Raw genomic sequence first — 24,186 nt, 5'->3', positions numbered from 1 at the left:
GGCGGAACGGTGCTACTCGCCGGCGAGGGCGATCACGTCCCGGGAGATCCGGTCGGCGTCGTCGCCGTGGTGCATCAAGCGTACGACTTCGCCCACGACGATGACGGCGGGTGACGCGACCCGCAGCCGGGCGCTCAGCTCGGTCGCCTCGCTGACCGTGGTGACGGTGGTGCGCTGCGATAGCTGGGTGCCGCGTTCGATGATCGCGAGTGGCATGTCAGCGGCCATCCCGAAGCGGGCCAGCCCGGCGGTCAGGTGCGGCAGGTTGCTGACTCCCATGAGCACGACGATCGTGCCGCCGAGACCGGCGAGGTGGGCGAGCTGGGCGTCGTCGAGCGGCGCGTGTCCCGAGACGACGGTGAACATGCGGCTGAGTTCGCGGTAGGTGACCGGGATGCCGGCGGCTGCGGGCACTGCGATGGCACTGGTCACCCCGGGGATCACGGTGACGGGCACCCCGGCTGCGCGGCAGGCGGCGACCTCTTCGCCGCCGCGGCCGAACACGTACGGGTCGCCGCCCTTGAGGCGGGCGACGGTGCGGCCCTCCAGGGCACTCGCGACCATGAGGCGTTCGATCTCGCGTTGCGGGATGGCGTGGTGCCCGGGTGTCTTGCCGACATCCACGATCTCCGCGCCGGGGGCGAATTCGCGCAACCGTTGCTGCGGAGCGAGCCGGTCGACGTAGATGACGTCGGCCGCCGCGAGCGCGTCGCGGCCCGCGAGAGTCAGCAGCCCGTCGTCGCCGGGGCCGCCGCCGATGAGGGTCACGGTTCCGATCGGTGCGACCGGGGCGGGGGTCTCGGTGACGATCCAGGTGCGACGACCGGCGGCGGCGCGGATCATCCGCTGCTCGTCGGCGTCGGCGTCGACGAGCACGACGAGGTCGATCCCGTCGACGAGGTCGCGCCAGCCGGCGAGGTGTTTCGGGCGGGCGACGAGCTGGCACCCTGCGACGTCGGCGTCTGCCGGATCGGTGGCGGCGAGCGACACTGCCGCGCCCGCGTGCACGAACCGCGCGACGGCAAGGCGAGCGGATGCCGCCCCGCCGACGACGAGGGCGGTGCGGCCCGTGAGGTCGAGGTCGAGATCCATCAGTCGGCCCCCCGCATGGGGATGGTGGACCCGGCGATGAGCACCGCTTCGCGCTCGTCGGGGCGGGCGGGCCGCGGTTGCCCGCGCTCGCGCACCTGCACGACCGACGGGTCGGCGGTTTCGGGTGCGTTGACGAACGACCGGAACCGGCGCAGCCGCTCCGGGTCGGCGAGGGTCGCCGCCCACTCGTCTTCGTAGTTGTCGACGTGTTCGGCCATCGCGCGTTCCAGGTCGGCGCCGATGCCCAGGCTGTCCTCGACGACGACGGCTTTCACGTGCTCGAGCCCGCCGTCGAGCTCCTCCTGCCAGCGCGCCGTGCGCTGCAGGCGGTCGGCGGTGCGGATGTAGTACATCAGGTACCGGTCGATGTAGCGGATGAGGGTGTCGTGGTCGAGGTCTTGCGCGAGCAGTTCGGCGTGCACCGGCTGGAAGCCGCCGTTGCCGCCGACGTAGAGGTTCCAGCCGGTGTCGGTCGCGATCACGCCGATGTCTTTGCCGCGCGCCTCGGCGCACTCCCGCGCGCAGCCGGAGACGCCGAACTTGAGCTTGTGCGGCGACCGCAGCCCCCGGTATCGCAGCTCGAGCTCGATCGCCATGCCCACGGCATCCTGAACCCCGAACCGGCACCACGTCGACCCGACGCACGACTTCACGGTGCGCAGCGACTTGCCGTACGCCTGGCCCGACTCGAAGCCGGCGTCGACGAGGATGCGCCAGATGTCGGGCAGCTGCTCGAGCCGCGCGCCGAACATGTCGATGCGCTGGCCGCCGGTGATCTTCGTGTACAGGTCGAACTGCGCGGCGACTTCGGCGATCACCCGGAGCTTCTCGGGGGAGATCTCGCCGCCCGGGATGCGCGGCACGACCGAGTAGGTGCCGTCCTTCTGCATGTTGGCGAGCGCCCGGTCGTTGGTGTCCTGCAGCGCACCGCGGCCGCCGTCGAGGATGTACTCGGAGTGCTGGCTGGCGAGGATCGACGCGACCGCGGGCTTGCAGATATCGCAGCCGTATCCGGTACCGAAGCGCTCCATGATCTGCTCGAACGAGGTGAGTTCGAGGATGCGCACCGACTCGAAGAGTTCGCTGCGGCTGAGCCCGAAGTGCTCGCACAGGGCACGCGACACCTCGATGCCGGCGCGGGTCAGCTCGGTTTCGAGGATCTTCTTGACGAGCGGCACGCACGAGCCGCACTGGGTTCCGGCGCGGGTGCAGGCCTTGAGTGCGCCGAGGTCGGTGCACGCCTCCGCGTGAGCCCCGTGACCGCCGCTGGCTGCCGTGCGCACGGCACCGACCGACACGTTGTTGCACGAGCACAGCGGGGCGTCGTCGGGCAGGTCGCCGCCCGCGGGCGGCTCGGACCCGGCCGCGGCGAGGTAGGCGCCGGGCTCGGCGGGAAGCTCGCGGCCGAGCAGCGGACGAAGCGAGGTGTAGGGGGCGGCGTCGCCGACGAACATGCCGCCGAGCAACGTCGTCGCATCGTCGGAGACGACGATCTTCTGGTACAGGCCACGGGCCGGGTCGGCATAGACGACCTCGAGGGCGCCGGGCGAGGTGGCCCGGGCGTCGCCGAAAGCCGCGACCTCGACACCGGAGAGCTTGAGCTTGGTGGCGTCGTCGATGCCGGGAAACTCGGCGGCTCCGCCCGAGAGGCGGTCGGCGACGACCTCGGCCATCGCGTTGGCGGGGGCCACGAGTCCGACGCACACGCCGTCGATGCTGGCGACCTCGCCGATCGCCCAGATGCCAGGCACCGACGACGCGCAGGCGGCATCGATGACGACCCCGCCGCGCGGGCCGATCTCGAGCCCGGCGGCGCGAGCGAGTTCGTCGCGCGGGGTGATGCCGATCGCGAAGACGACGAGGTCGGCGTGCAGGGCCCGGCCGTCGCCGAGGGTGACTCCGATGACGCGACCCGACGGCGTGAGCGTGACCTCGCTCGGCCGGGTGCCGAGCGCGAGCTCGATGTGTTGCGCGCGGATCAGCCGCCCGAGCGCCTGGCCCGCGCCTTCGTCGAGCTGGGCCGACATGAGCCAGCCGCCCGAATGCACGACCGTGACCCGCCCCCCGAGTCGGGCGATGCCGCCGGCAGCTTCGAGGCCGAGCAGCCCGCCACCCACGACGACGACGTTCGGTGCGCGCCCCAGGGTCTCGCGCAGGTCGCCCAGTTCGGCGACGATCGCGTCGACGTCGTCGATCGTGCGGTAGACCCGGCCGGCGTTCGCCCCCGGGATGTCGGGAACCGTCGCCCACGACCCGGTTGCGAGCACGAGGTCGTCGTAGCCGACGGTCTCGCCGTCGGCGAGCCGCACGGTGTGCGCGTCCGCGTCGATCGCGACGACGGCGCTGCCGCCTCGGTAGCGGATGCCGTCGCGGGTCCACACGGAGCCGTCGGCGAGCGTGAGGTCGGCGGCCGAGTCGTCGAGTCGGCGGGAGAGGGCGACCCGGTCATACGGCAGGTGCGACTCGTCGCCGATCACCGTCAGGTCGAGATCGATCGAGCCATCGACGGCGTCCCGGGCGGCGATCGCGTCGGCGAGCCGATGAGCCGCGGGCCCACCGCCGACGACGACGACGCGTCGCAGGGTGCTGGTGCGCGGGCTCATACAACTCCTCGTCCGGGGTATGGGGCCAACGGTAGGTGGCTCGCGTTTCCCCGCCATTGCACGCGTGTAACAGTGTGTGACTGCGACCTCACCGCCGATGCGGTGCACTGTGAGGCAGCTGTCACACGTTCGACACGGTGCGCGCGACTGTCCGAAATGAGCCGTCCCTAGGCTCCTCGCGTGAAGACCCTGGAGGATGCCGCCCCCGAAGTGGCCATCGTCGCGTCCGACTCCGCCTGGATGGATGTCTGCGCGCTCGCCGAACTCGAACCGTTCTGGGGCGAGGCGGCGCTCGTCGCCGGGCACCAGGTCGCCGTGGTGCGTCTGCCCGACGACCGGCTGTTCGCGGTCGGCAACCTCGATCCCGTCGCCGACGCCCAGGTGATGTCGCGCGGCATCGTGGGATCTCGCGGAGACCGCCCGACGATCGCGTCGCCCCTCCACAAGGAGGTGTACGACCTCGCGACCGGTGAACGGCTCGGTGCCGCAGGCCCGGGCCTCGGTACCTACCCGGTGCGCATCGTCGACGGCCGCGTCGAAGTGCTCGTTCCGGCAGGTGGCGGGTGACCGCTCCGGTGCTGGTGGCCGCATCCCACGGCACGAGCGACCCCGCCGGTCAGCGGGCCGTCGCCGCCCTCGTCGTCGCCGTCGCCGTGCGCGCTCCCGAGATCTCCGTCGTCGAGGCGTTCGTCGATGTGCAGCAGCCCGACGTGCCGGCGGTGCTCACCTCGGTCGCCGCAGACTCCGTCGTCATCGTGCCGCTGCTGCTCTCCGCCGGATATCACGTGCGTGTCGACCTCGCCCGGGTGGCGAGTGCCGCGCCGAATCCCCAGGTCACCGTCGCGGCGGCTCTCGGACCCGATCCGCGCCTGGTATCCCTTCTCGAGCGGCGGCTGCGCGCCCACCCTCTCGAGCCCGACGACGAAATCGTGCTCGCCGCGGCCGGTTCGAGCGACGCCCGGGCGGTCGACGATTGTCGCGCCATGGCCGACGCCCTCGGCAGCCGCCTCGGTCGCGACGTGACCGCCGCCTTCATCTCGGCGGCGCAACCGCCGCTTCCGGAGGCAATCGCGCAGGCGCGGGCGGGCGGCGCGACCCGTGTCATCGTCGCAACCTATCTGCTCGCACCCGGCTACTTCGCCGACCTCGCGGCGGCGGCCGGCGGCGACATCACGACCCCGCCGTTGCTCCTCGACGGCGAAACCGTGCCCGACGAACTCGTGGATGTCGTGTTCGAGCGCTACCGGGAGGCTCATGTGTCGGGCGTGTTACCGACCCCTCTCGACGCGGCTGCGCGGGTGTGACGAGGTGTTGACGAGGTGGTAACTGCGTTCGACCGTCGCCGAAACACCGCGTGGCTAGCGTCGACCGCATCCTGCCCCTCAGCTTTCTGAAAGGACCGTCATGACCTCCGCACCTGAAGCCGTGTCGGCGACCACCGTCGCCCCGGCTCTCGTTCACCGCCCCGGCCGCTGGATCGACAACTGGGACCCCGAGAACCACGTTCAGTGGGAGGGCGAGGGCCGCCCGATCGCCCAACGCAACCTGCGCTGGTCGATCTTCGCCGAATTCCTCGGCTTCATCGTCTGGCAGCTCTGGAGCATCGTCGTCGTGCAGCTGCCCGCCGCCGGGTTCACCTTCGACATCGGACAGACCTTCTGGCTCATCTCGATGCCGGCGCTCGTCGGCGCGACCCTGCGCCTTCCCTACACGTTCCTCGTGCCGAAGCTCGGGGGCCGCAACTGGACGATCATCTCGGCGGCACTTCTGCTGATCCCGGCGATCTCGCTCGGGTTCGCGGTGAGCAACCCCGAGACGCCGTTCGGCGTGATGCTGTTCATCGCGGCGCTCGCCGGTTTCGGGGGCGGCAACTTCGCCTCGTCGATGTCGAACATCAACTTCTTCTTCCCGCAGCGCGAGAAGGGCTACGCGCTCGGGCTCAACGCGGCGGGCGGCAACATCGGTGTCTCGGTGGCTCAGATCGTCGTTCCGATCGTCATCACGATCGGCGCCATCGGGGCGACGAAGAACATCGCGCTGGCCGGCTGGTTCTGGATCCCGTTCATCCTCATCGCGATCTTCGGCGCCTACAAGTTCATGAACAACCTGTCGAACGCGAAGGCCGACTTCGCGGCGTCGGCGGCGGCACTGCGCGACCCGCACACCTGGATCATGTCGATCCTGTACATCGGCACCTTCGGGTCGTTCATCGGGTTCGCGGGCGTGTTCCCGAAGGTCATCTCGACGCAGTTCCCCGAGTTCTCGAACTTCCAGATCGGGGCGGCCGGGATCACGCTCGCCTTCCTCGGCGCGCTCGTCGGATCGGTGTCGCGGCCCTTCGGCGGCAAGCTCGCCGACCGGTTCGGCGGCGCCAAGATCACCGTCTTCGCCTTCACGGCCATGGCGGTCGGTGCCCTCGCCGTCGTGTTGACGTTGCCGCTGGCCAACTTCTGGCTGTTCCTCGGAGTGTTCCTGTTCATCTTCGCCGCGACCGGAATCGGCAACGGATCGACCTACCGCATGATCCCGAGCATCTTCTCGGCCCGCAGCGGAGTGGCGGATGCGCACAACAACTCCGGCGACGTCGGCACGGTGCGCAAGACCTCCGCGGCGATCGGCATTATCTCGGCGATCGGCGCCTACGGCGGGTTCATCATTCCGCAGGTGCTCGGCGCATCGCTGGGCTCGACCGGTAGCTACGCGACGGCCATCTACGGCTTCGTCGGCGCCTACGTGGTATTCATCGCGATGACGCTGTTCTTCTACATGCGCCGCGGCAGCAAGCTGGGGCAGCGCGTCTGATGCGCGTCGCATCCACCGGGGTCGACACCGCGTCGCATTGTCCGTACTGCGCCCTGCAGTGCGCGATGACGCTGACGGTGTCGTCGACCCCGGTGGATGTGACCATCAGCGGGCGGGACTTTCCGACCAACCGCGGCGGGCTCTGCAAGAAGGGCTGGACGGCCGCGGAACTCATCTCCTCCGGTGACCGGGTCACCCAGCCCTTGCTGAAGACGCCCACGGGCACCTTCCGCGAAGCGACCTGGGAGGAAGCGCTCGACCTCATCGCGGCGCGCGTGCACGACATCCGCGAGGAGTCGGGCGCCGACGCGATCGGCGTGTTCGGCGGCGGCGGGCTCACCAACGAGAAGGCCTACCAGCTCGGCAAGTTCGCGCGGCTCGCGCTCGGCACCTCGCGGATCGACTACAACGGCCGGTTCTGCATGTCGTCGGCGGCGGCAGCGGGCATGCGGGCCTTCGGCGTCGACCGCGGGCTGCCGTTCCCGGTCGACGCGCTCGACGACGCCGACGTCGTGCTGATGCTCGGCTCGAACGTTGCCGAGACCATGCCGCCGTTCATCGGCCACCTCGAAGGCGTGCGCGGCCGCGGCGGCTTCATCGTCGTCGATCCCCGACGCACCGCCACCGCGAGGCTTACCGACGACGGCGGCGGGATGCACGTGCAGCCCGCGCCCGGAACCGACCTCGTGCTGCTGCTCGGGCTGTGCCACGTGGTGCTCGCCGACGGGCTCGCCGACCTCGACTATCTCGCCGCGCGCACTCTCGGCCTCGACCGCATCCGTAGAGATGTCGCCGCCTGGTGGCCGGAACGCGTGCAGAGCGTCACCGGGGTGCCGGTCGCGACGATCCGCGCGGTGGCCCGCAAACTCGCCGCCGCCGACGGTGCGTACGTGCTCACCGGCCGCGGCGTCGAACAGCACGCCGACGGCACCGACACGGCGACCGCGGCCATCAACCTTTCGTTGCTGCTCGGGCTCGTCGGCACCGAGCACTCCGGCTACGGCACCCTCACCGGCCAGGGCAACGGCCAAGGCGGGCGCGAACACGGGCAGAAGGCCGACCAGCTGCCCGGTTACCGCAAGATCACCGACCCGGCGGCTCGACGGCATGTCGCCGGCGTGTGGGGTGTCGACCCCGCCGTGATTCCCGGCCCCGGCCTCCCGGCTGTGCAACTGCTCGCCGCGCTCGGCACGCCCAACGGCATCCGTGCCTTCTTCGTGCACGGCTCCAATGTCGTCGTGTCGGCTCCGGATGCCGGGTCGGTGCGCGCCGGGCTGAAGGCCCTCGACCTGCTCGTCGTGTGCGATTTCTTCCTCTCCGAGACGGCGCAGTTCGCCGATGTCGTGCTGCCGGTGCCGCAGTGGGCCGAAGAGGAGGGCACGATGACATCCCTCGAGGGCCGCGTGCTGCGTCGCCGCCGCGCCGTCGAGCCGCCGGCCGGGGTTCGTGACGAACTCTGGATTCTGAGCGAACTGGCCCGGCGACTCGACGCTCCCGGCCGCTACGACCTCGACGCCGAAGCGGTGTTCGACGAACTGTGCCGAGCATCCGCGGGCGGCCCCGCCGACTACTCCGGCATCGACTACGCCCTGCTCGACTCGGGCGCCGCCGTGCACTGGCCCTACCCGGTCGGCAGCACCGGCACCCCCCGGCTGTTCCTCGACCGGTTCGCCCACGACGACGGCCGAGCCCGGCTGGTGAGCGTGAAACCGGTGACGCCTCCGGGGCCGGCGGCCGTTGACGGCGCGCTCACCCTCATCACCGGGCGGCTGCTCGAGCACTACCAGTCGGGCACGCAGACCCGCCGGGTGCCGGAACTCGCCGAGCAGCGGCCCCAGTCGGAAGCCCAACTCCACCCGGTCGCCGCCGAACGTCTCGGCCTCGCCGACGGCGACCTCGCCGAACTGACCAGCCCGAGCGGCCGGGTGCGCGCGGTCGTGCGGCTCAGCCCCGACATCCGTCACGACACCGTCTTTCTGCCGTTCCACTATCCCGACTCCGAAAGCGCCAACCTGGTGACCCGATCCGACACCGACCCCATCTCGGGCATGCCCGAGTTCAAACGCACCGTGGTGCGGATGCGCCGCGTCGAGGCCCCGAGCGTCGAGGGGCCGATCATGGAGGTGCTGGATGCCTGAGCGCGTCGTTCTCGTCGGCTTCGGCCCGGTCGGGGCCCGCTTCGCCGAAGAGTTGCTGCCCCTCGTGCGCAGCGGCGCGGTCGCCCTCACCGTCGTCGGGGCCGAGGATGCCGACGCCTACAACCGCGTGCTCGTCTCGGAGTACGCCGTGGGGTCGGTCGACCGGGAGTCGCTCACCGTGTCGGCCGCCGACGACTTGCGCGCCGACGGGGTCGAGGTGCTCACCGGCACCACGGTGCGTGCCCTGTTGCGCTCGCGCCGCACCGTGCGGCTCTCTGACGACACCGAGCGGCCCTACGACCGGCTCGTGCTCGCGACCGGGGCCCGGGCGTTCGTGCCGACCCTCGACGGGGTGCGCCGCATCCGCCGGGAGGGGCTCATCCCGCCTGAGGATGCGCACCTCTTGGACTCCCAGGGCGTGCCGTTCCCCGACGGGGTCACGGTGCTGCGCGACCTCGCCGACGCGGAGCGCGTGCGCGAGACGGTCGAGGCCGGCGGGAAGATCGTCGTACTCGGCGCCGGGGTGCTCGGCATGGAGTTCGCGCTCGCCGCCGTCGCCCGCGGGGCGGAGGCCTGCGTGGTGCATCACGGCGCCGTGCCGATGGAACGCCAGCTCGATCGCGGCGCTGGCACCGTGCTCGCCTCCGCCGCGCGCCGAGCCGGGGTCGCGACGATCGCGCACACCCGCGCCGAGTCGCTGCTGCTCTCCCATGATGACGAGGGGCGCGCGCGGTTCGATGCGCTCGTCTGTGCCGACGGCAAGATCATCCGCGGCGACCTGCTCGTGCTCTCCTGCGGGGTCGCCGCGCGCACCGAGCTCGCCGGCATCGCCGGGCTGCCGGTGGCCCGAGGCGTGCTCGTCGATGCCGAGCTGCGATCCTGGGGCGACCCCGACGTCTACGCGATCGGCGATTGCGCGCACGTCGCCGACCCGGCGGGACGGGGTACGCCGCGCGGGGCGCCGAGCGGGCTGATCGGTGCCGGGTGGCGGCAGGCCGAGTGGCTCGCCCAGCGGTTCGCCGCCGAACTCAGCGGCAGCGAAGTCGCGCCCGCCGTCGAGGAGAAGCCGCCGCTCGTGATGCTCAAGTCGGAGGGTGTCGACCTGGTGGCGGCGGGCGACGTGACGCCCGACCCGTGGGACGACGACCCGTCAGCCCACGAACCCGGCTGCGGCGGGGGACGAACCGTCGCCCAGTGGGCCGACCCGGCGCACGGTCGCTACGTGAAACTCGTCGCCGACGGCGGCGTGCTCACCGGATTCGTCAGCGTGGGGATGCCGCGCACGGCTGCCGAGCTGACTCTGCTGTTCGAGCGAGGCAGCGAGATCCCGTCCGACGCCTCTGTGCTGCTGCGCTTCGACGGTCCCGACGGCTTGGCCGAGATCGAAGGGGGCTTCAGCCCGAGCGCGACGGTGTGTTGGTGCAACGGCGTCACGGGGGAGAGGATCCTCGAGGCCGCGAAGACCTGCGAGCCGACCGTCGCCGGGATCGGCGCGGCCACGCGTGCCGGTACCGGATGCGGGGGCTGCCGAGGCCGCATCGCCGAACTGCTCGAGGTCGCCGTCACGACCTGATCCGCGCCACCGCGGGAGTCGGGCGTCAGCGCCCGATCGACGGGTCGATGAACCGGTTGGTGACGATGCTGTCCGGCTCGACTCCTTGGGGCACCGGGGTTCCGGCCTCTCGCCACGCCCGGCCCGCCGTCTCGAAGAGGTCGCGCAGGCGGCCCAGGTCGATATCGCCGATCGTGCCGTCGCGACCGTTGCCCGCGAAATGATCGCCTTCGAGGATCTGGAACGCCCTGGCCACCGCGTCGGCGTCATACCTGTCGTCGCCGAACTTCGCCGACAGGGTGACGAGCAGCGCGTTCGTCTCATCCGGATCGTCGAGGTAGTCGACGAGTGCCTGTTGCAGGATCGGCACGAGCATCGTGAGGCAGTCCGCGTAGCGCACCAGCGTCTGCGGCGTGGCCGAGAGCACTCCGCTGTCACTTTGGTAGCCCGAATCGTCGAGCAGGTGCGAGCCGAACGCCTCGGGTGTCTCGGTGAGCACCTCGAACCGGTACGGGTCGGTGAAGACGTCGCCGAGGTGAACCGGGATGCCGCCGGCGTCGATCAGACCCTGAACGCTCGGCGGCGGTTCGGTGACGAGCTGCTCGGCGGTCACCACACCGGCGCCGACTCCGTACGACGCGAACGGGTCGCCCGGCGTCGTGACGAAGGGCACGAGCCCCGAGCCGTCGGGCACCAGCCGGTCGCCGAGTTGCTGCACCGTCGGAACCTCGGGGTAGACCGAGGCATCCCAATAGGCGAGACGCGGACTGCGCCGCAGGGGCGCGAAGACGCCGACTGTCGGGAACCGCCCCGCGTCGAGCAAGGCCACATCGGTGTCGACGGCGCCCAGCAGGAACCGGTCGTCGTCGTGCAGCTGGATGTTGGCGGCTACACCGTCGTCGGGATCGGCGACGAAGATCCTCAGGTTCGAACCCGACGGCTCGCCATCCACGAGCAGAGGAGCGGTCACCGAGTCGTACCCGGTGCGCAGCTGGTCGCGGTCGAGCAGCCCGTAGAGGAACCCCCACTCGACGCGAGGAAGGTCATCGGTCTGGATGCGGATCTCGGCGGGGCATCCGGCACGCATCAGACCGGTGCCGCCGGCCTCGCCGGTCGCACACGCCGTCAGCGCCAGAGCGAGGCTCGCCAGAGCGACTGCGGCGACCCGGCGTCGCATCGCTTTGCGTTGTGCACGCTGGCGCATCCGACCTCCCTGTGTCGACCGCGGTCCGATCGACGGCAAGCCAAGTCAACCTCACTTGGCCGACGACACCGATTATCCGCGCCGTAGGCTGGGGGGATGCCGCCCGTCGCCCTCGGAATCCCGACGTTGCGCCGCGATCCAGCCGCGTCGCCGTCGCTGGCGGGGCGCCCCGACACCGCCGATCTGCTCGACCGGTTCGGTCGCGTGGCCCGCGATCTGCGGATCTCGATCACCTCCGCGTGCTCGCTGCGCTGCACCTACTGCATGCCGGCGGAAGGGCTGCCCGTCATTCCGATGCGCGACCTCCTGTCGGCGGATGAGATCGGGCGACTCGTCGGCATCGCGGTGCACGACCTCGGTGTTCGCGAGGTGCGCTTCACCGGCGGCGAGCCCCTTACCCGGCCCGACCTCGTCGACATCATCCGGGCATCCTCGGATATCGCCCCCGGCATCCCGCTCGCGATGACCACGAACGGCATCGGCCTCGACCGCAAGGCGGCGGCGCTCGCTGCCGCCGGGCTGACCCGCATCAACGTGTCGCTCGACACGGTCGACCGCGAGCACTTCGCCGCCGTCACCCGCCGCGACCGGCTTCCCGCAGTGCTGCGCGGGCTCGACGCCGCGCGGGCCGCCGGACTCGGTCCGATCAAGATCAACGCGGTCGCGCTGCGCGAGACCCTGCCGGATGCCGGCGACCTGCTCGCCTGGGCGCTCGACAACGACGTGCGACTGCGCTTCATCGAGCAGATGCCGCTGGATGCCGATGAGACCTGGCGTCGCGACAACCTGGTGTCTGCCGAGGAATTGCTCGAGGAACTCGGTCGCCGGTTCACCCTGACGCCCGCGGGCCGGGATGATCCGTCGGCGCCCGCCGAGGACTGGCTCGTGGACGACGGACCCGCGACGGTCGGCATCATCGCCTCCGTCACGCGCTCGTTCTGCGAGGCCTGCGACCGCACGCGGCTGACGGCAGAAGGCACGGTGCGCTCGTGCCTGTTCGGCGATGACGAGACCGACCTGCGTGCCCTGCTGCGCGGAACGGCGACGGATGCCGAGATCGCGATGCGTTGGCGTGGCGCGATGTGGAACAAGCAGGCCGGGCACGGCATCGACGCCGACGACTTCATCCGCCCCGAGCGTTCGATGGGCGCGATCGGTGGCTGAAGTGCTGGTGCGCTATTTCGCCGCCGCCGCGGAAGCCGCCGGCCGCGACGAGGAACTGCTCACGGCATCCACCGTCGGCGAGCTCCACGACACCCTCCTCGCGAGTTACCCGGCCCTGGCACCCGTGCTCGCCAAGGGTTCATTCCTGGTCGACGGCGTCGTTACCCGCGACCCCGCCCGCGCGCTCCGTGGCCAGGTCGACGTGCTGCCACCGTTCTCCGGGGGGTAGATCCCAGCAGGTGGGGCGTCGAGTGGGGTTGGAACTTACAACTCACCGGCCGAGAAGACCGTCGTCTTCCTCTTCCTCTTCCTCTTCCTCTTCGTCTTCCTCTTCGTCTTCGTCTTCGTCTTCGTCTTCGTCTTCCTCTTCGTCTTCCTCTTCCTGCTTCTAGGTCTTTCTGCTTCTAGGTCTTTATGAGTTTCATGTTCTATGATTCATTGCAGGGAATCATGGAGGTGGAAATATGACTGCTGCAGACGTAGTTCGGAGCGCGCGCCGCAGGCGACGGCTCGGGCAGCGGGAGCTAGGGCAGCGTGCACGTGTCACGCAGTCGCAGTTGTCACAGATCGAGGGTGAGAAGTCAGCGCCGCTCTACGAAACGGTGGAACGTATCTTGCGAGGCGCCGGTCATCGACTCATCGCCGTTCCGACGGTCAGAGACGATGCGGCCACTATCACCTTGCGGATCCGTGAAGCCCTCGATGAGGGCGATCACGAAAGGGCGCTTCGTCTCTTCATCCAACTGAACGACAACCTTGCGGCCGAGGCGCCGGAGATCCGGTTCGCCTTGTCCATCGCCGAGCCTGAGCCGACTGGCTTGAAGCATTGGGACGCCGCGATCGCAGGACTTATCGAGTTCCGCCTGGCGGAGGTCGGGCTGCCGTCACCCCGGTGGGTCGATGACTCCGCGAAGTTTCTCAGTCATCGGTGGACCTTCGGTGAGCGAGGGTTTGCTGACTCGCCAGATGAGGCTCGAGTCCCCGAACCCTTTCTCAAGCGACGTGTGCTGATCGACCGCGACACGTTGGCGAGCGCGTGAGCACGTTCTCGCGAGACGACCTGGAACGCTACCTGGGCCTCCTGGTGGACGAACTCCGTGGGCTCGGAGCGAACACAAGCGTCAGGATCGTCGGAGGTGCAGCCCTAGCTCTCCGATACTTCGAGCGGGCAACCACGACGGACATCGACGCAATGACGATTGGCGACGACGAGTTACTGGGCGAAGCGGTGAGGCGTGTTGCGGAAGGGAATGGCCTACCCGGCGACTGGCTCAACGAAGAGGCGCGGAAGTATGTCCCCGTTTGGGGTCGAATGATCGATTGGGAGACCGTTTACGACCGCGATGGCGTCGTCGTGCAGATAGCGCCCGTCGACACATTGCTTGCGATGAAGCTGCGTGCGAATCGCCCGGGTCGCGACGATAAGGACATTGCTCGGCTCGTGGCTATCGCCGGGATCAGCGGTGTTCGCGAGGCTGAGGAACTCTTCGAGTCGTTCTACCCGGGCGACTCCCTGAGCGATCGCGCGTTGAGGATGGTCGAACGTGCACTTGAAATGCCACCGCCTGCCATGAGCCAACCGCCGACTATCCGACTCGAAGGTGGGTCCTAGAGGCCGACCCACTCCGAGGGGCCGTCGGCGAGGTGTTGGCGCTTCCAGATGGGCACGCGCTGCTTGATCTCGTCGACGAGCTTCGCGCACGCGGCGAAGGCTTCCGCGCGGTGCGGGGCGGCGACCACGGCGACGAGGGCGACATCCCCGATCTCGAGGTGCCCGATGCGGTGCGCCGCGGCGACCCGCAGGCCAGCGGCGGAGGCGACCTCGGCGCAGACGTCGGCGAGGAACCGCTCGGCGTCAGGATGCGCCTGGTAGTCGAGGCTCGACACCCCGGCGCCGTGGTCGTGGTCGCGGATGACGCCCTCGAACACGACCAGCGCACCGTCGGCATCCGTCAGCACCTGCTGTTCGAGCCAGGCGCGGTCTACGGGTCCGTCGACGACGAGGGCGACCGGCTCACTCATGGCCGCCCCCCGCGATCTGGTCGTGCAGGTGGGGCAGCAGAGTCTCGAGCACTGCGAGGCCGTCTTTCACGCCGCCTGGTGATCCGGGCAGGTTGACGACGATCGTGTTTCCCGCGATACCGGCGAGGGCGCGGCTGAGTGCTGCGGTCGGGGTGACGGCGCGCCCCGCCGCGCGGATCGCCTCGGCCACTCCGGGCAGTTCGCGGTCGAGCACCGTACGAGTCGCCTCGGGGGTGCGGTCCTGGGGGTGGATGCCGGTGCCGCCCGTCGTGATGATGAGGGCGGGTGACCCCGCGACGGCGCCGCCGAGAGCGCCCTCGATGTCGACGTCCGCGACCACCACGGCATCCTCGGCGGAGTAGCCGTGCGCGCGCAGCCAGTCGACGATCACCGGACCCGTGCGGTCCTCCCGGGTGCCCGCCGCCGCGCCGGTCGACGAGACGATGACGACCGCCGTGCCGGGCGCTTGGGGGGCGGGGGAGTCGGGGGTCCAGTGACCGCTCTTGCCGCCGGTCTTCTCGACGAGGCGGATGTCGCCGAGCACCGCCGCGGGGTCGACGGCCTTGATCATGTCGTGCAGCGCGAGACCGGCGACGGCGACGGCCGTGAGCGCCTCCATCTCGACGCCGGTCTTGGCGCTGACGGCGACCGTCGCGCGAATGCCGATGGATGCCTCGGCGGGCTCGAACTCGATCGTCACCGACTCGAGCGGCAGCAGATGCGCCAGCGGGATGAGTTCCGACGTGCGCTTCGCGGCCTGGATGCCGGCGATGCGCGCGGTCGCGAGGGCGTCGGCCTTCTTCAACCCGTCGGCGATGACGAGTGCGACGACCTCCGCTGTCGTGTCGAGCCGCCCGGCCGCGACGGCGACCCGGCGCGTGACGGCCTTGCCGCCCACGTCGATCATGTGCGCGCGACCCTCCGCGTCGAGGTGGCTCAGTTCGGAGGCACCGTGTTCGCTCATAGCTCCCAGGTTTCCACAGTCGCGCCCGCTGCTAGCTCGGTGGCGTCTTCGGGGATGTCGAGCAGCACATCCGCAGCGGCCAGCGCGGCGACGAGGTGCGACGACGGGCCGCCCAGGGTTTCGACCCGACCGTCGGGCAGTGCGCGGCCGCGCAGGAACTGCCGTTTGCCGGCGACCGACGTGACGGGAGCGTCGAGCACCCGGGTGACGCGGATGCGATCGGGTAGCCCCGCGATCTCGCGCAGCAGCGGTTCGACGAAGAGCAGGAACGAGAGCTGGCTCGACACCGGGTTGCCCGGGAAGCACACGACGGGGATGCCGTCGAACGACCCGATCGCTTGCGGGCCACCGGGCTGCATCGCCAGCACGTCGACGAGTGCCCCGCGTGGCTCGAGCGTCTCGCGCACGACCTCGTACTCGCCTTGCGAGATCCCGCCGCTGGTCAGCACGAGTTCGGCATCCGCCGCGATCGCCGCGACCAGCAGTGCCTCGAACGCCTCGTGGTCGTCGACAACCCGGCCTTCGAGCACGATCTCGGCGCCGACATCCCGGGCCGCAGCCACGAGCGCGGTGCCGTTGGAGTCGGCGATCTGCCCGGGCCCGAGCGCCTCACCCGGCGCGACGAGTTCGCTGCCGGTCGAGATGACCGCGATGCGCACGCGCGAGGAGACGGCGACCCCGGTGATGCCCGCGGCGGCGAGGGCCGCGAGGTGGCGTGAGGCGAGCCGCACTCCACCTGGCAGCAACTGCGCTCCCGCCTTCAGGTCGGAGCCCACGTCGCGCACGTACGCCCCTGCCGCCCAATCGGATGCGATCGTCACCATCGCGTCGACGGAGACGACCGTGTCTTCGACCGGCACCACGGCATCCGCCCCCGCCGGAATCGGCGCCCCCGTCATGATGCGCACCGCCGTTCCGGGCACGAGCGGGTCGGGCGTGCCGGCGGCCGCCGCGACCTCGCCCGCGATCGGAAGCGGCAGGCCGGCCGCGAGGTCGGAGGCGAGCACCGCGAACCCGTCCATCTGCGAGTTGCGGAACGGCGGCAGGTCGATCGGCGAGAGCACCGCGCCGGCCAGCACCCGGCCGAGTGCTGCGGCGACGGGAACCGTCTCGGCATCCCGGGTGCGCAGCGGCGCGAGCAGCGCGCGCACGCGACCCTCGTGCTCGGCGACCGGGGTGCGGGCCACGTCAGTACCGCGCGAGCGAGGCGTCGGCCTTCGCGGCGTAGGCGTCGACGCCGCCGCTGAGGTGGCGGGCCTCGGTGAACCCGACCTGCTCGAGGTATTCGAGCACCCGCGCGCTACGGACGCCGTGGTGGCAGTAGACGACGGTTTCGACGTCGGAGTCGAGTTCGCCGACGCGCTCCGGGATGTGGCTCATCGGGATGAACACCGACCCCGGGATCTGCACGAGTTCGGCCTCCCAGGGCTCCCGGATGTCGAGGAGCACCGGCGGCGTCGGGCCGGCGAGGGCGTCGCGCAGCTCTTCGGGCGTGATGGTGCGGGTGGGTGCCTCCACGGGGGGAGCGGTCCTCTCTTCGAGCGACCCCGGGCGCGGGGCCTCGGGATCGCGGCGGTACTCGATCTCGCGGGTGCGGCCGGTGAGGGCGTCGTACGCGGCGACCCGGCCGAGCAGCGGTTCCCCGACGCCGGTGAGCAGCTTCAGCACCTCGGATGCCATCATCGCCCCGATCACTCCGCAGACGCTGGGCAGCACCCCGACGACGTCGCAGGTGTCGCCGGTCTCGCCGCCACGGGGGTCTTCGGGGAAGAGGTCGCGGTAGTCGACGCCCTTCTCGTCCCAGGCGACGCCGACCTGGCCCGCGTAGGCGAGCGCTGAACCCCAGACCAGCGGGATGCCGCGGATCGTCGCGGCGTCGTTCGCGAGATAGCGGGTGGCCGGGTTGTCGGTCGCGTCGACGAGCACGTCGACGTCGAGCAGCAGGTCGAAGGTCTTCCCGGCCTCGAACCGCGTCTCGACGGCGCGGATCTCGGCGTCGGGGGAGAGAGACCGCAGGGCTTCGGCGGCCGACGCGGCCTTGTTGCGGGTCAGGTCGCCGCCGGTGTGCAGCGTCTGCCGGTGCAGGTTCGACTCCGCGACGGTGTCGTCGTCGACGACGGTGAGGATGCCGACCCCGGCCGCCGCGAGCAGCGGCAACACCGCGCTGCCCAGGCCGCCCGCCCCGATCACGAGTACGTGCGCCCCCGCGAGAGCCACTTGCCCGTCACCGAACCCCGCGAGGATCCGCTGGCGCGCGAATCGCGGCGACGCGGGATCGAGGGGCATGGGTCGATTCTTCCAGGCGAGGGCGCCGTGTGCCGGTGCCCGCCCCTGCGCGGATCAGGATGACGTCGGATGGTGGCGCGAATCCGCTCCCCCGAGGTCGGATTTCCTGATCCGCGCACGTTCGGGGAGAGCGGCCGGGCATCAAGCAACCGCAAACGCGGGTAATCTGGGCCACCAGAGACGTAACTGCGGAGGCGAGCGTGAACCAGTTCTCGGTGAAAGAGGCGGCGGCGCTGCTCGGGGTGAGCGACGACACCGTGCGGCGCTGGGGCGACGCCGGGAAGCTGCGCATTCGCAAGGGCGAAACCGGCCGCCAGGCGATCGCCGGGCGCGACCTGCTGCCACTCCTGCGCGAGCCGGAGGCGGCATCCGCTCTCGCCGCGGCGTTCCCGCTCGCGAAGGCCTCCGCCCGCAACCGCTTCACCGGCATCGTCACCGAGGTCGTGAAAGACGGCGTGATGGCGCAAGTCGTGATCCAAGCCGGCCCGTTCCGCCTGGTGTCGCTGATGTCGCGGGAGGCCGCCGACGACCTCGGGCTCGAGCCCGGGATGCTGGCCGTCGCGAGCGCGAAGGCCACCGTCGTGAGCGTCGAGACGCCGCCGGAGGGATGACCGTGCGAAGGCTGCTCGCCGTGGCGGCGGCGGTCGCCCTGCTCGCGGGCTGCGCCGCGCCCCCGTCGACGACCGTGACAGTGCTGGCGGCGGCATCCCTCACGGATGCCCTCGACGAAGCGGCCGTCGCGTTCGAGGCCTCGCACCCCGGCATCGAGGTCAGCGTCGGCTACGGCGGCAGTTCGGCGCTGGCCGAGCAGATCGTGTCGGGTGCCCCCGCCGATGTGTTCTTCGCTGCCGACGAGTCGACGATGCAGACGGTCGTCGACGCCGGGCTGGCGTCCGCCCCCGAGGTCGTCCTCGCCAACACCCTTGAGCTCGTCGTGCCGGCCGGCAACCCCGGGGATGTCGCGAGTCTCACCGACCTCGCCGACCCGTCGTTGGTCGTCGCCCTCTGCGACCCCTCGGTGCCGTGCGGATCGGCCGCCGTCTCGCTGCTGAAACTCGCGGGGGTGGCCGCCTCCATCGACACCTTCGAAGACGACGTGCGGGCGGTGCTCACCAAAGTCGCGCTCGGCGAAGTGGATGCGGCCCTCGTCTATCGCACCGATGTTCTCGCCGCGGGGGAGACGATCGAGGGGATCGAGATCCCGCTCGCCGATCAGGTGGTGAACCGGTACCCGGTCGCGGTGTTGTCCGCCGCCGCGAATCCGGATGCCGCGCAGCAGTTCATCGACTACTTGCGGTCGGCCGATGGCCGGGAGGTGTTCGAGCGTGCCGGTTTCGTCGCGCCGTAACCGCACAGGGCCGGTCGTCGCGATTCTCGCGGCGGCGGGGCTCGGGTTGCTCGTGCTGCCGCTTCTCGGGTTGCTGTTGCGCGCACCGTGGGCCGCGCTGCCCGACCTACTGGTCAGCGAAGCGGTGTTGCAGGCGCTGGGGCTCTCGCTCGGCACCGCCGCCGCATCGACCGTCGTGTGCCTGGTATTTGGCATCCCGATCGCGGTGCTGCTGTCGCATTCGGTGCACTGGAACCTCGTGCCCCGGCGCCTGTTGCGCGCGGCGATCACCATCCCGCTCGTGCTGCCGCCGGTCGTCGGCGGCATCGCGCTGCTGTTGCTGCTCGGGCGCCGCGGCATCGTGGGGCAGTGGCTCGCCGAGGTCGGCGTCACGATCCCGTTCACGACGGGAGCCGTCGTCATCGCGCAGACCTTCGTGGCGATGCCGTTCCTGGTGTTCGCCGTCGAGGGGGCGCTGCGCTCCGCCGACCGGCGCAGCGAACTCGCCGCCGCGACCCTCGGCGCGACCCCGGCGCAGACCTTCCGGCTCGTCACCCTGCCGCTCGTCGCCCCCGGCGTCGCCGCGGGCGCCGTGCTGTGCTTCACGCGCGCGCTCGGCGAGTTCGGGGCGACGATCACGTTCGCCGGGTCGTTCCCCGGGGTGACGCGCACGCTGCCGATCGCGTCGTATCTGGCGATGAACTCCGACCCCGACGCAGGCGTAGCCCTCGCCCTCGTGTTGCTCGCGGTGTCGCTCGTCGTGCTGCTCGCGCTGCGCGACCGCTGGTTGCCGGGGGTGGTGCGATGAGCCTCTCCGTCGATCTCACGGTGCCGCGCGAGGCGTTCGACGTTCGCGCCGCCTTCGAGGTGCCCGCGGGCCGGGTGCTCGGCATCGTCGGGCCGAACGGGGCGGGCAAGTCGAGCGTCCTCGCGGCGATCGCCGGGCTCGTCGATGCGACCGGCGCGATCCGCCTGGGCGACACCGACCTGCACGCGCGGCTCGCCGATCGCCGAGGTATCGGCCTGGTGTTCCAGGACTTCCTGCTCTTCCCGCACCTGACCGTGAGAGACAACGTCGCCTTCGCGGCCAGGGTCTCCGGGGGTGGCCGTGCCGCCGCGCGGGCCAAAGCCGACCCGTGGCTGACCCGCTTCGACCTGACGGAGCTGGCGCAGCGGCATCCGAATGCCCTCTCGGGTGGGCAGGCGCAACGCGTCGCCCTCGCGCGGGCCCTGGCCGCCGAGCCCGCGGTGCTGCTGCTCGACGAGCCGATGGCGTCGCTCGACGTGGAGATCCGGGATGCCGTGCGGGCCGACCTCACTCGTCACCTTCGTGAGTTCGGCGGCCCCGCGGTCGTGGTGACCCACGACCGCGAAGACGTCGCGGCCCTCTGCGACGAGGTGCTCGTGCTCGAGCGGGGGGCCGTCGTGCAACACGGCGCGCTGGCCGAACTGGCAGCGGCACCCGCCACGCCCTGGGTGGCGCGGTTCACCGGTCGGTAGCGTGAGGGTCATGAACACCTCGGTCTGGCGCGAGCACGGCACACCACTCGTCGCTGGCGCGCCCGACGGCCCGCTCCACCGTGAAACGGTCGCCGTCAAAGACCTGTACGCGGTCGAAGGCTTCGCGGTCGGCGCCGGCAACCCGACCTTCCTCGCCGAGGCGGCGGCCGAGACCCGCACCGCGCCGGCGGTGCAGCAACTACTGGATGCCGGCGCCGACGTCGCCGGGATCGTGCAGACCGACGAATTCGCGTACTCGATCCAGGGCGCAAACCCGCACTACGGAACCCCGCCGAACCCCGCCGTGGCCGGCGGGCTGCCCGGCGGCTCCTCCAGCGGACCTGCCTCCGCCGTCGCCCTCGGCGAGGCGAGCATCGGGCTCGGCACCGACACCGCCGGCTCGGTGCGGGTTCCGGCGTCGTATCAGGGGTTGTGGGGGCTGCGCACCACCCACGGAGCGGTGTCGCTGGATTGCGTCTGGCCGCTCGCGCCGACCTTCGACTCCGTCGGCTGGCTCACCCGCGACCCGGTGACCCTGCGCACGGTTGCCGAGGTCGTGTTGGGCAAGACGCCACATCCGGGGCGATTCGTCGTCGACGCTCGATTCGTCGTCGACCCTGCGCTTGTCGCGTTGGCCGAACCGGGCGTGCGCGAGGCGTTCGCCGCTGCCATCGCGAGATTCGAGGTGGAGACGATTGATCTCGGCGACGCCGACGCGATGTTCGAGGCATTCCGAGTGACCCAGGCGGCAGAGGCGTGGCGCTCTGACGGGGAGTGGGTCGCTGGCCATCCGGATGCCGTCGGCCCCGGCACGAGCGACCGTTTCGGCTTCGCCGCGTCGGTCACCCCTGCACAGGAGGTCGCAGCACGGGCGGATCTCGCCACCCATCGCGCGAGACTCGACGACATCCTGGGCGACCGCATCCTGCTCGTCCCGTCGGCATCGTCGGGAGCGCCTGCGCTCACGGCGAAGCCTGCCGTTCTAGATGCCGTCCGTGGCGCGACGCTGCGCCTCACCGCGATTGCCGGCATTACGGGGCGACCGGCCTTGAGTGTTCCGGCCCTGCGGCTACCGGCACCGGTCGGGCTGTGCTTGGTGGGTCCGCGCGGCGGCGATCTCGGCCTCATCGACCTTGCGGGCTTCTTCGTGGCGTAAGCCGCCACTCTCGTTGAAAATGTACGTCTCGTACATTTTCGCGCTAGTCTGATCGGCATGAGCGAAGTGACGATCACCGATGCCCGCCGGAAGTTAGCCGCCCTCGTGGATGACTCCCATCGCGAACCCGTCTATCTGACGCGCCGCGACCGGGCCGTCGCCGCGATCGTCGAAGTCGACCAACTGCAGCAGTTGCTCAGCGACGCCGAGGAGCTGGCTGATATCCGCGCGGTCGATGCGGCCTGGGAGGAGACAGATCGCCTGGGCGAGACTCCGATTCCTTGGGAGGACGTCAAGCGCGATCTCGGCTTGGCATGACCCGCTATCGGGTCGAGGTGCTGCCCCCGGCGGTGCGAGCGATCCGCAAGCTGCCCCCCGAGGCGAAGCGTCGCATCCAGGCGGTCATCGATCTGCTCGCTGACGATCCGCATCCGCCGGCGGCGAAGCGTCTGGTCGCACGCCCGGAGTGGAGGGTGCGCACCGGTGACTACCGGGTTCTCTATCGCATCGACGACGGCGTGCTCGTCGTGGTCGTCGTTGATGCTGGTCATCGGCGCGAAATCTACCGAACCTGACCAGCCCGGGAAGCCATCCGTCACACCAGGGATGGCATCCTGAGGGGGTGACCGTGAACCAGATCGACCCGCCCGCGCGCCTGCTGATGGGGCCGGGGCCGATCACCGCCGATCCGCGGGTGCTGCGGGCGATGTCGGCGCAGCTCGTCGGTCAGTACGACCCGGCGATGACCGGCTACATGGCCGAGGTGCAGGAGCTGTACCGCGGGGTGTTCCAGACCCGCAACGACGCCACGCTGCTCGTCGACGGCACCGCGCGCGCGGGCATCGAGGCGGCCTTCGTGAGCCTGCTCGCGCCGGGCGAGAAGGTGCTGGTTCCGATCTTCGGCCGGTTCGGGCAACTGTTGCGCGATGTCGCGGAACGTTGCGGCGCCGAGGTTCACGTCATCGAACGCGAGTGGGGCAGCGTCTTCACGGTCGGCGAGATCGAGGCGGCGCTGCGCGAGGTCAAGCCGAAGCTGCTCGCGATCGTGCACGGCGACACGTCGACGACGGTCGCGCAGCCCCTGGAGGAACTCGCCGCGCTCGCCGCGAAGCACGGCGCGCTGCTGTACACCGACGTGACGGCCAGCCTCGGCGGCAACACGTTCCTCGCCGACGCCTGGGGCGTGGATGCCGCCACCGCCGGCCTGCAGAAGTGTCTCGCCGGGCCGGCCGGGTCGTCGCCGATCACCCTGTCCGAGCGCGCGGTCGAGGTGATCCGGTCGCGCGGGGCGACAATCCGCAGCAACTACTTCGACCTCGCTCAGATCCTCGACTACTGGGGTCCGACCCGGCACAACCACCACACCGAAGCCACGACAATGCTCTACGGGGCGCGGGAGTGCGCCCGCATCCTGCTCGAGGAGGGCGTCGAGAACGCCGTCGACCGCCACCGCGTGCACGGCGCCGCCATGGCATCCGGGCTTGTCGCGATGGGGCTGACCCTGTTCGGCGACCAGAGCGTGCGCATGAACAACATCGTCGCCGTGCGCATTCCCGACGGCGTCGAGCCCGACGGCATCCGGGCGACGCTGCTCGCCGACTACGGGATCGAGATCGGCACCTCGTTCGGGCCGATGCACGGCAAGGTGTGGCGGGTCGGGGTGATGGGCTACAACGCCCGCAAGGATGCCGTGCTCACCACCCTCGCGGCGCTCGAGCAGGTGCTGCGGCGGGCCGGAGTTTCCGTGCCGCAGGGCGCGGCAGTGGACGCCGCACTCGACGCGTTGCAGACTGAGGGATGATCACCGTTCGTCCCGCCGTCCCCGAGGATGCCGACGCCATCGTCGATATTCGCAACACTGGCTGGCGCGAGGCCTACGCACACCTGCTGACCCCCGAGTTCCTTGCCAATCTGACGGACGACGCCGAGCGCCTCCGCGACGCCCTCGGGCGTGCCCGCAAGACGGTCACCGTCGTCGCCGAACTCGACGGCGAGGTCGTCGGCTATGCCCTCGCCGGCCCGCCGCCCGACGATGAGAACGCGCCCCGTGACTGGGGCCTGTTCCACATCTACCAGTACTCCCGCGCCCACGGCTCGGGCACCGGCCAGGCGCTCCTCGACGCGGCAGTGGGAGACCGCCCGGCGTACCTCTGGACCGCCGAAGACAACCCCCGAGCGCTCGCCTTCTATCGCCGCAACGGCTTCGTCGCCGATGGCACCCGCAAGATCGAGCACGACTGGGAGAACATGGCCGCCATCCGCATGGTGCGGTGAGCCTCACCGCGCCGGGAGACCGTCGCGCCTCCGCTGAAAGTCAGGGAGGGGTCGGATCGTCTCGGGGAGTGAATCGGGGTAGGGGTCCCCGCTCTCTTCACT

Annotated in this window: 25 protein-coding genes; 18 read left to right on the top strand and 7 right to left on the bottom strand. The window is 70.7% G+C overall.

Features of this window, described 5'->3' with window-relative positions; translation table 11 throughout:
• Positions 1–12 precede the first annotated feature (12 nt).
• Both cobA and nirB read right to left on the bottom strand, forming a co-directional pair.
• Entirely contained in the window at positions 13–1,092 is a 1,080-nt protein-coding gene (gene cobA, locus WBL06_RS11540; RefSeq protein WP_424456212.1) for a uroporphyrinogen-III C-methyltransferase, read from the bottom strand.
• Positions 1,092–3,695 (bottom strand): nitrite reductase large subunit NirB, encoded by a 2,604-nt coding sequence (nirB, locus tag WBL06_RS11535; protein ID WP_424456210.1) that lies wholly within the window; start codon positions 3,693–3,695, stop codon positions 1,092–1,094. The genes cobA and nirB overlap by 1 nt, the downstream gene beginning before the upstream one ends.
• Before the next feature lie 180 nt (positions 3,696–3,875).
• Here nirB and nirD point away from each other — a divergent pair, with 180 nt between their 5' ends.
• From nirD to WBL06_RS11510, 5 genes are all read left to right on the top strand, one after another.
• Positions 3,876–4,262, top strand: coding sequence for a nitrite reductase small subunit NirD (nirD, locus tag WBL06_RS11530; protein WP_424456208.1), 387 nt, complete (start codon positions 3,876–3,878; stop codon positions 4,260–4,262).
• Positions 4,259–4,999 (top strand): sirohydrochlorin chelatase, encoded by a 741-nt coding sequence (locus WBL06_RS11525; RefSeq protein WP_424456206.1) that lies wholly within the window; start codon positions 4,259–4,261, stop codon positions 4,997–4,999. Before nirD ends, WBL06_RS11525 begins: the two co-directional genes overlap by 4 nt.
• 100 nt (positions 5,000–5,099) lie before the next feature.
• Positions 5,100–6,497, top strand: a complete 1,398-nt coding sequence (locus WBL06_RS11520; protein WP_424456204.1) for an MFS transporter — start codon at positions 5,100–5,102, stop codon at positions 6,495–6,497.
• Positions 6,497–8,635, top strand: coding sequence for a molybdopterin oxidoreductase family protein (locus WBL06_RS11515; RefSeq protein WP_424456202.1), 2,139 nt, complete (start codon positions 6,497–6,499; stop codon positions 8,633–8,635). Before WBL06_RS11520 ends, WBL06_RS11515 begins: the two co-directional genes overlap by 1 nt.
• Positions 8,628–10,208: an NAD(P)/FAD-dependent oxidoreductase gene (locus WBL06_RS11510; RefSeq protein ID WP_424456200.1), complete on the top strand. Its 1,581-nt coding sequence runs from the start codon at positions 8,628–8,630 to the stop codon at positions 10,206–10,208. The genes WBL06_RS11515 and WBL06_RS11510 overlap by 8 nt, the downstream gene beginning before the upstream one ends.
• 25 nt (positions 10,209–10,233) lie before the next feature.
• Here the strand turns inward: WBL06_RS11510 and WBL06_RS11505 are convergent, their stop codons facing one another.
• Positions 10,234–11,391, bottom strand: coding sequence for a hypothetical protein (locus tag WBL06_RS11505; RefSeq protein WP_424456198.1), 1,158 nt, complete (start codon positions 11,389–11,391; stop codon positions 10,234–10,236).
• A 96-nt stretch (positions 11,392–11,487) separates the two neighbouring features.
• Between WBL06_RS11505 and moaA the strand changes: the two genes are divergently transcribed.
• The 4 genes from moaA to WBL06_RS11485 all read left to right on the top strand — a co-directional run bounded on the left by moaA (position 11,488) and on the right by WBL06_RS11485 (position 14,167).
• Complete coding sequence (gene moaA, locus WBL06_RS11500) at positions 11,488–12,555, top strand: GTP 3',8-cyclase MoaA (protein WP_424456196.1); 1,068 nt, start codon at positions 11,488–11,490, stop codon at positions 12,553–12,555.
• Positions 12,548–12,784: a MoaD/ThiS family protein gene (locus WBL06_RS11495; RefSeq protein WP_424456194.1), complete on the top strand. Its 237-nt coding sequence runs from the start codon at positions 12,548–12,550 to the stop codon at positions 12,782–12,784. Before moaA ends, WBL06_RS11495 begins: the two co-directional genes overlap by 8 nt.
• Before the next feature lie 328 nt (positions 12,785–13,112).
• Complete coding sequence (locus WBL06_RS11490) at positions 13,113–13,595, top strand: Cro/Cl family transcriptional regulator (protein ID WP_424456192.1); 483 nt, start codon at positions 13,113–13,115, stop codon at positions 13,593–13,595.
• Complete coding sequence (locus WBL06_RS11485; RefSeq protein ID WP_424456191.1) at positions 13,592–14,167, top strand: hypothetical protein; 576 nt, start codon at positions 13,592–13,594, stop codon at positions 14,165–14,167. Before WBL06_RS11490 ends, WBL06_RS11485 begins: the two co-directional genes overlap by 4 nt.
• On the opposite strand, the gene WBL06_RS11480 is transcribed toward WBL06_RS11485, so the two are convergent.
• The 4 genes from WBL06_RS11480 to WBL06_RS11465 are packed head-to-tail and all read right to left on the bottom strand — an operon-like array spanning position 14,164 to position 17,827.
• Positions 14,164–14,577: a molybdenum cofactor biosynthesis protein MoaE gene (locus WBL06_RS11480; protein WP_424456189.1), complete on the bottom strand. Its 414-nt coding sequence runs from the start codon at positions 14,575–14,577 to the stop codon at positions 14,164–14,166. The genes WBL06_RS11485 and WBL06_RS11480 overlap by 4 nt on opposite strands.
• Complete coding sequence (gene moaCB, locus WBL06_RS11475) at positions 14,570–15,541, bottom strand: bifunctional molybdenum cofactor biosynthesis protein MoaC/MoaB (protein ID WP_424456187.1); 972 nt, start codon at positions 15,539–15,541, stop codon at positions 14,570–14,572. The genes WBL06_RS11480 and moaCB overlap by 8 nt, the downstream gene beginning before the upstream one ends.
• Positions 15,538–16,728: a gephyrin-like molybdotransferase Glp gene (gene glp / locus WBL06_RS11470; protein ID WP_424456185.1), complete on the bottom strand. Its 1,191-nt coding sequence runs from the start codon at positions 16,726–16,728 to the stop codon at positions 15,538–15,540. Before glp ends, moaCB begins: the two co-directional genes overlap by 4 nt.
• 1 nt (position 16,729) lies before the next feature.
• On the bottom strand, positions 16,730–17,827 hold the full coding sequence (locus tag WBL06_RS11465; RefSeq protein WP_424456183.1) for a ThiF family adenylyltransferase: 1,098 nt from the start codon (positions 17,825–17,827) through the stop codon (positions 16,730–16,732).
• Between the two features lie 200 nt (positions 17,828–18,027).
• On the opposite strand from WBL06_RS11465, the gene WBL06_RS11460 reads away from it, so the two are divergent.
• The 9 genes from WBL06_RS11460 to WBL06_RS11420 are packed head-to-tail and all read left to right on the top strand — an operon-like array spanning position 18,028 to position 24,084.
• Positions 18,028–18,438 (top strand): TOBE domain-containing protein, encoded by a 411-nt coding sequence (locus WBL06_RS11460; RefSeq protein ID WP_424456182.1) that lies wholly within the window; start codon positions 18,028–18,030, stop codon positions 18,436–18,438.
• Positions 18,435–19,175: a molybdate ABC transporter substrate-binding protein gene (gene modA / locus WBL06_RS11455; RefSeq protein ID WP_424456180.1), complete on the top strand. Its 741-nt coding sequence runs from the start codon at positions 18,435–18,437 to the stop codon at positions 19,173–19,175. The genes WBL06_RS11460 and modA overlap by 4 nt, the downstream gene beginning before the upstream one ends.
• On the top strand, positions 19,153–19,962 hold the full coding sequence (locus WBL06_RS11450; RefSeq protein ID WP_424456178.1) for an ABC transporter permease: 810 nt from the start codon (positions 19,153–19,155) through the stop codon (positions 19,960–19,962). The genes modA and WBL06_RS11450 overlap by 23 nt, the downstream gene beginning before the upstream one ends.
• Entirely contained in the window at positions 19,959–20,654 is a 696-nt protein-coding gene (locus tag WBL06_RS11445) for an ATP-binding cassette domain-containing protein (RefSeq protein WP_424456177.1), read from the top strand. Before WBL06_RS11450 ends, WBL06_RS11445 begins: the two co-directional genes overlap by 4 nt.
• A 10-nt stretch (positions 20,655–20,664) precedes the next feature.
• Positions 20,665–21,810: an amidase family protein gene (locus WBL06_RS11440; protein WP_424456175.1), complete on the top strand. Its 1,146-nt coding sequence runs from the start codon at positions 20,665–20,667 to the stop codon at positions 21,808–21,810.
• Between the two features lie 57 nt (positions 21,811–21,867).
• Entirely contained in the window at positions 21,868–22,128 is a 261-nt protein-coding gene (locus WBL06_RS11435) for a type II toxin-antitoxin system Phd/YefM family antitoxin (protein WP_424456173.1), read from the top strand.
• Complete coding sequence (locus WBL06_RS11430; protein ID WP_424456171.1) at positions 22,125–22,385, top strand: type II toxin-antitoxin system RelE family toxin; 261 nt, start codon at positions 22,125–22,127, stop codon at positions 22,383–22,385. Before WBL06_RS11435 ends, WBL06_RS11430 begins: the two co-directional genes overlap by 4 nt.
• A 47-nt stretch (positions 22,386–22,432) precedes the next feature.
• Entirely contained in the window at positions 22,433–23,611 is a 1,179-nt protein-coding gene (locus WBL06_RS11425) for a pyridoxal-phosphate-dependent aminotransferase family protein (protein ID WP_424456170.1), read from the top strand.
• Positions 23,608–24,084 carry an N-acetyltransferase family protein gene (locus tag WBL06_RS11420; RefSeq protein WP_424456168.1) on the top strand — a complete coding sequence of 159 codons (477 nt, stop codon included), beginning with the start codon at positions 23,608–23,610 and terminating at the stop codon, positions 24,082–24,084. The genes WBL06_RS11425 and WBL06_RS11420 overlap by 4 nt, the downstream gene beginning before the upstream one ends.
• The last annotated feature ends 102 nt before the right edge of the window (positions 24,085–24,186 follow it).

This window comes from Pseudolysinimonas sp. (assembly GCF_049651805.1).
In the GTDB taxonomy this organism is placed as follows: Bacteria; Actinomycetota; Actinomycetes; order Actinomycetales; family Microbacteriaceae; genus Pseudolysinimonas_A.
This window is presented reverse-complemented; position numbering and strand designations above follow the sequence as displayed.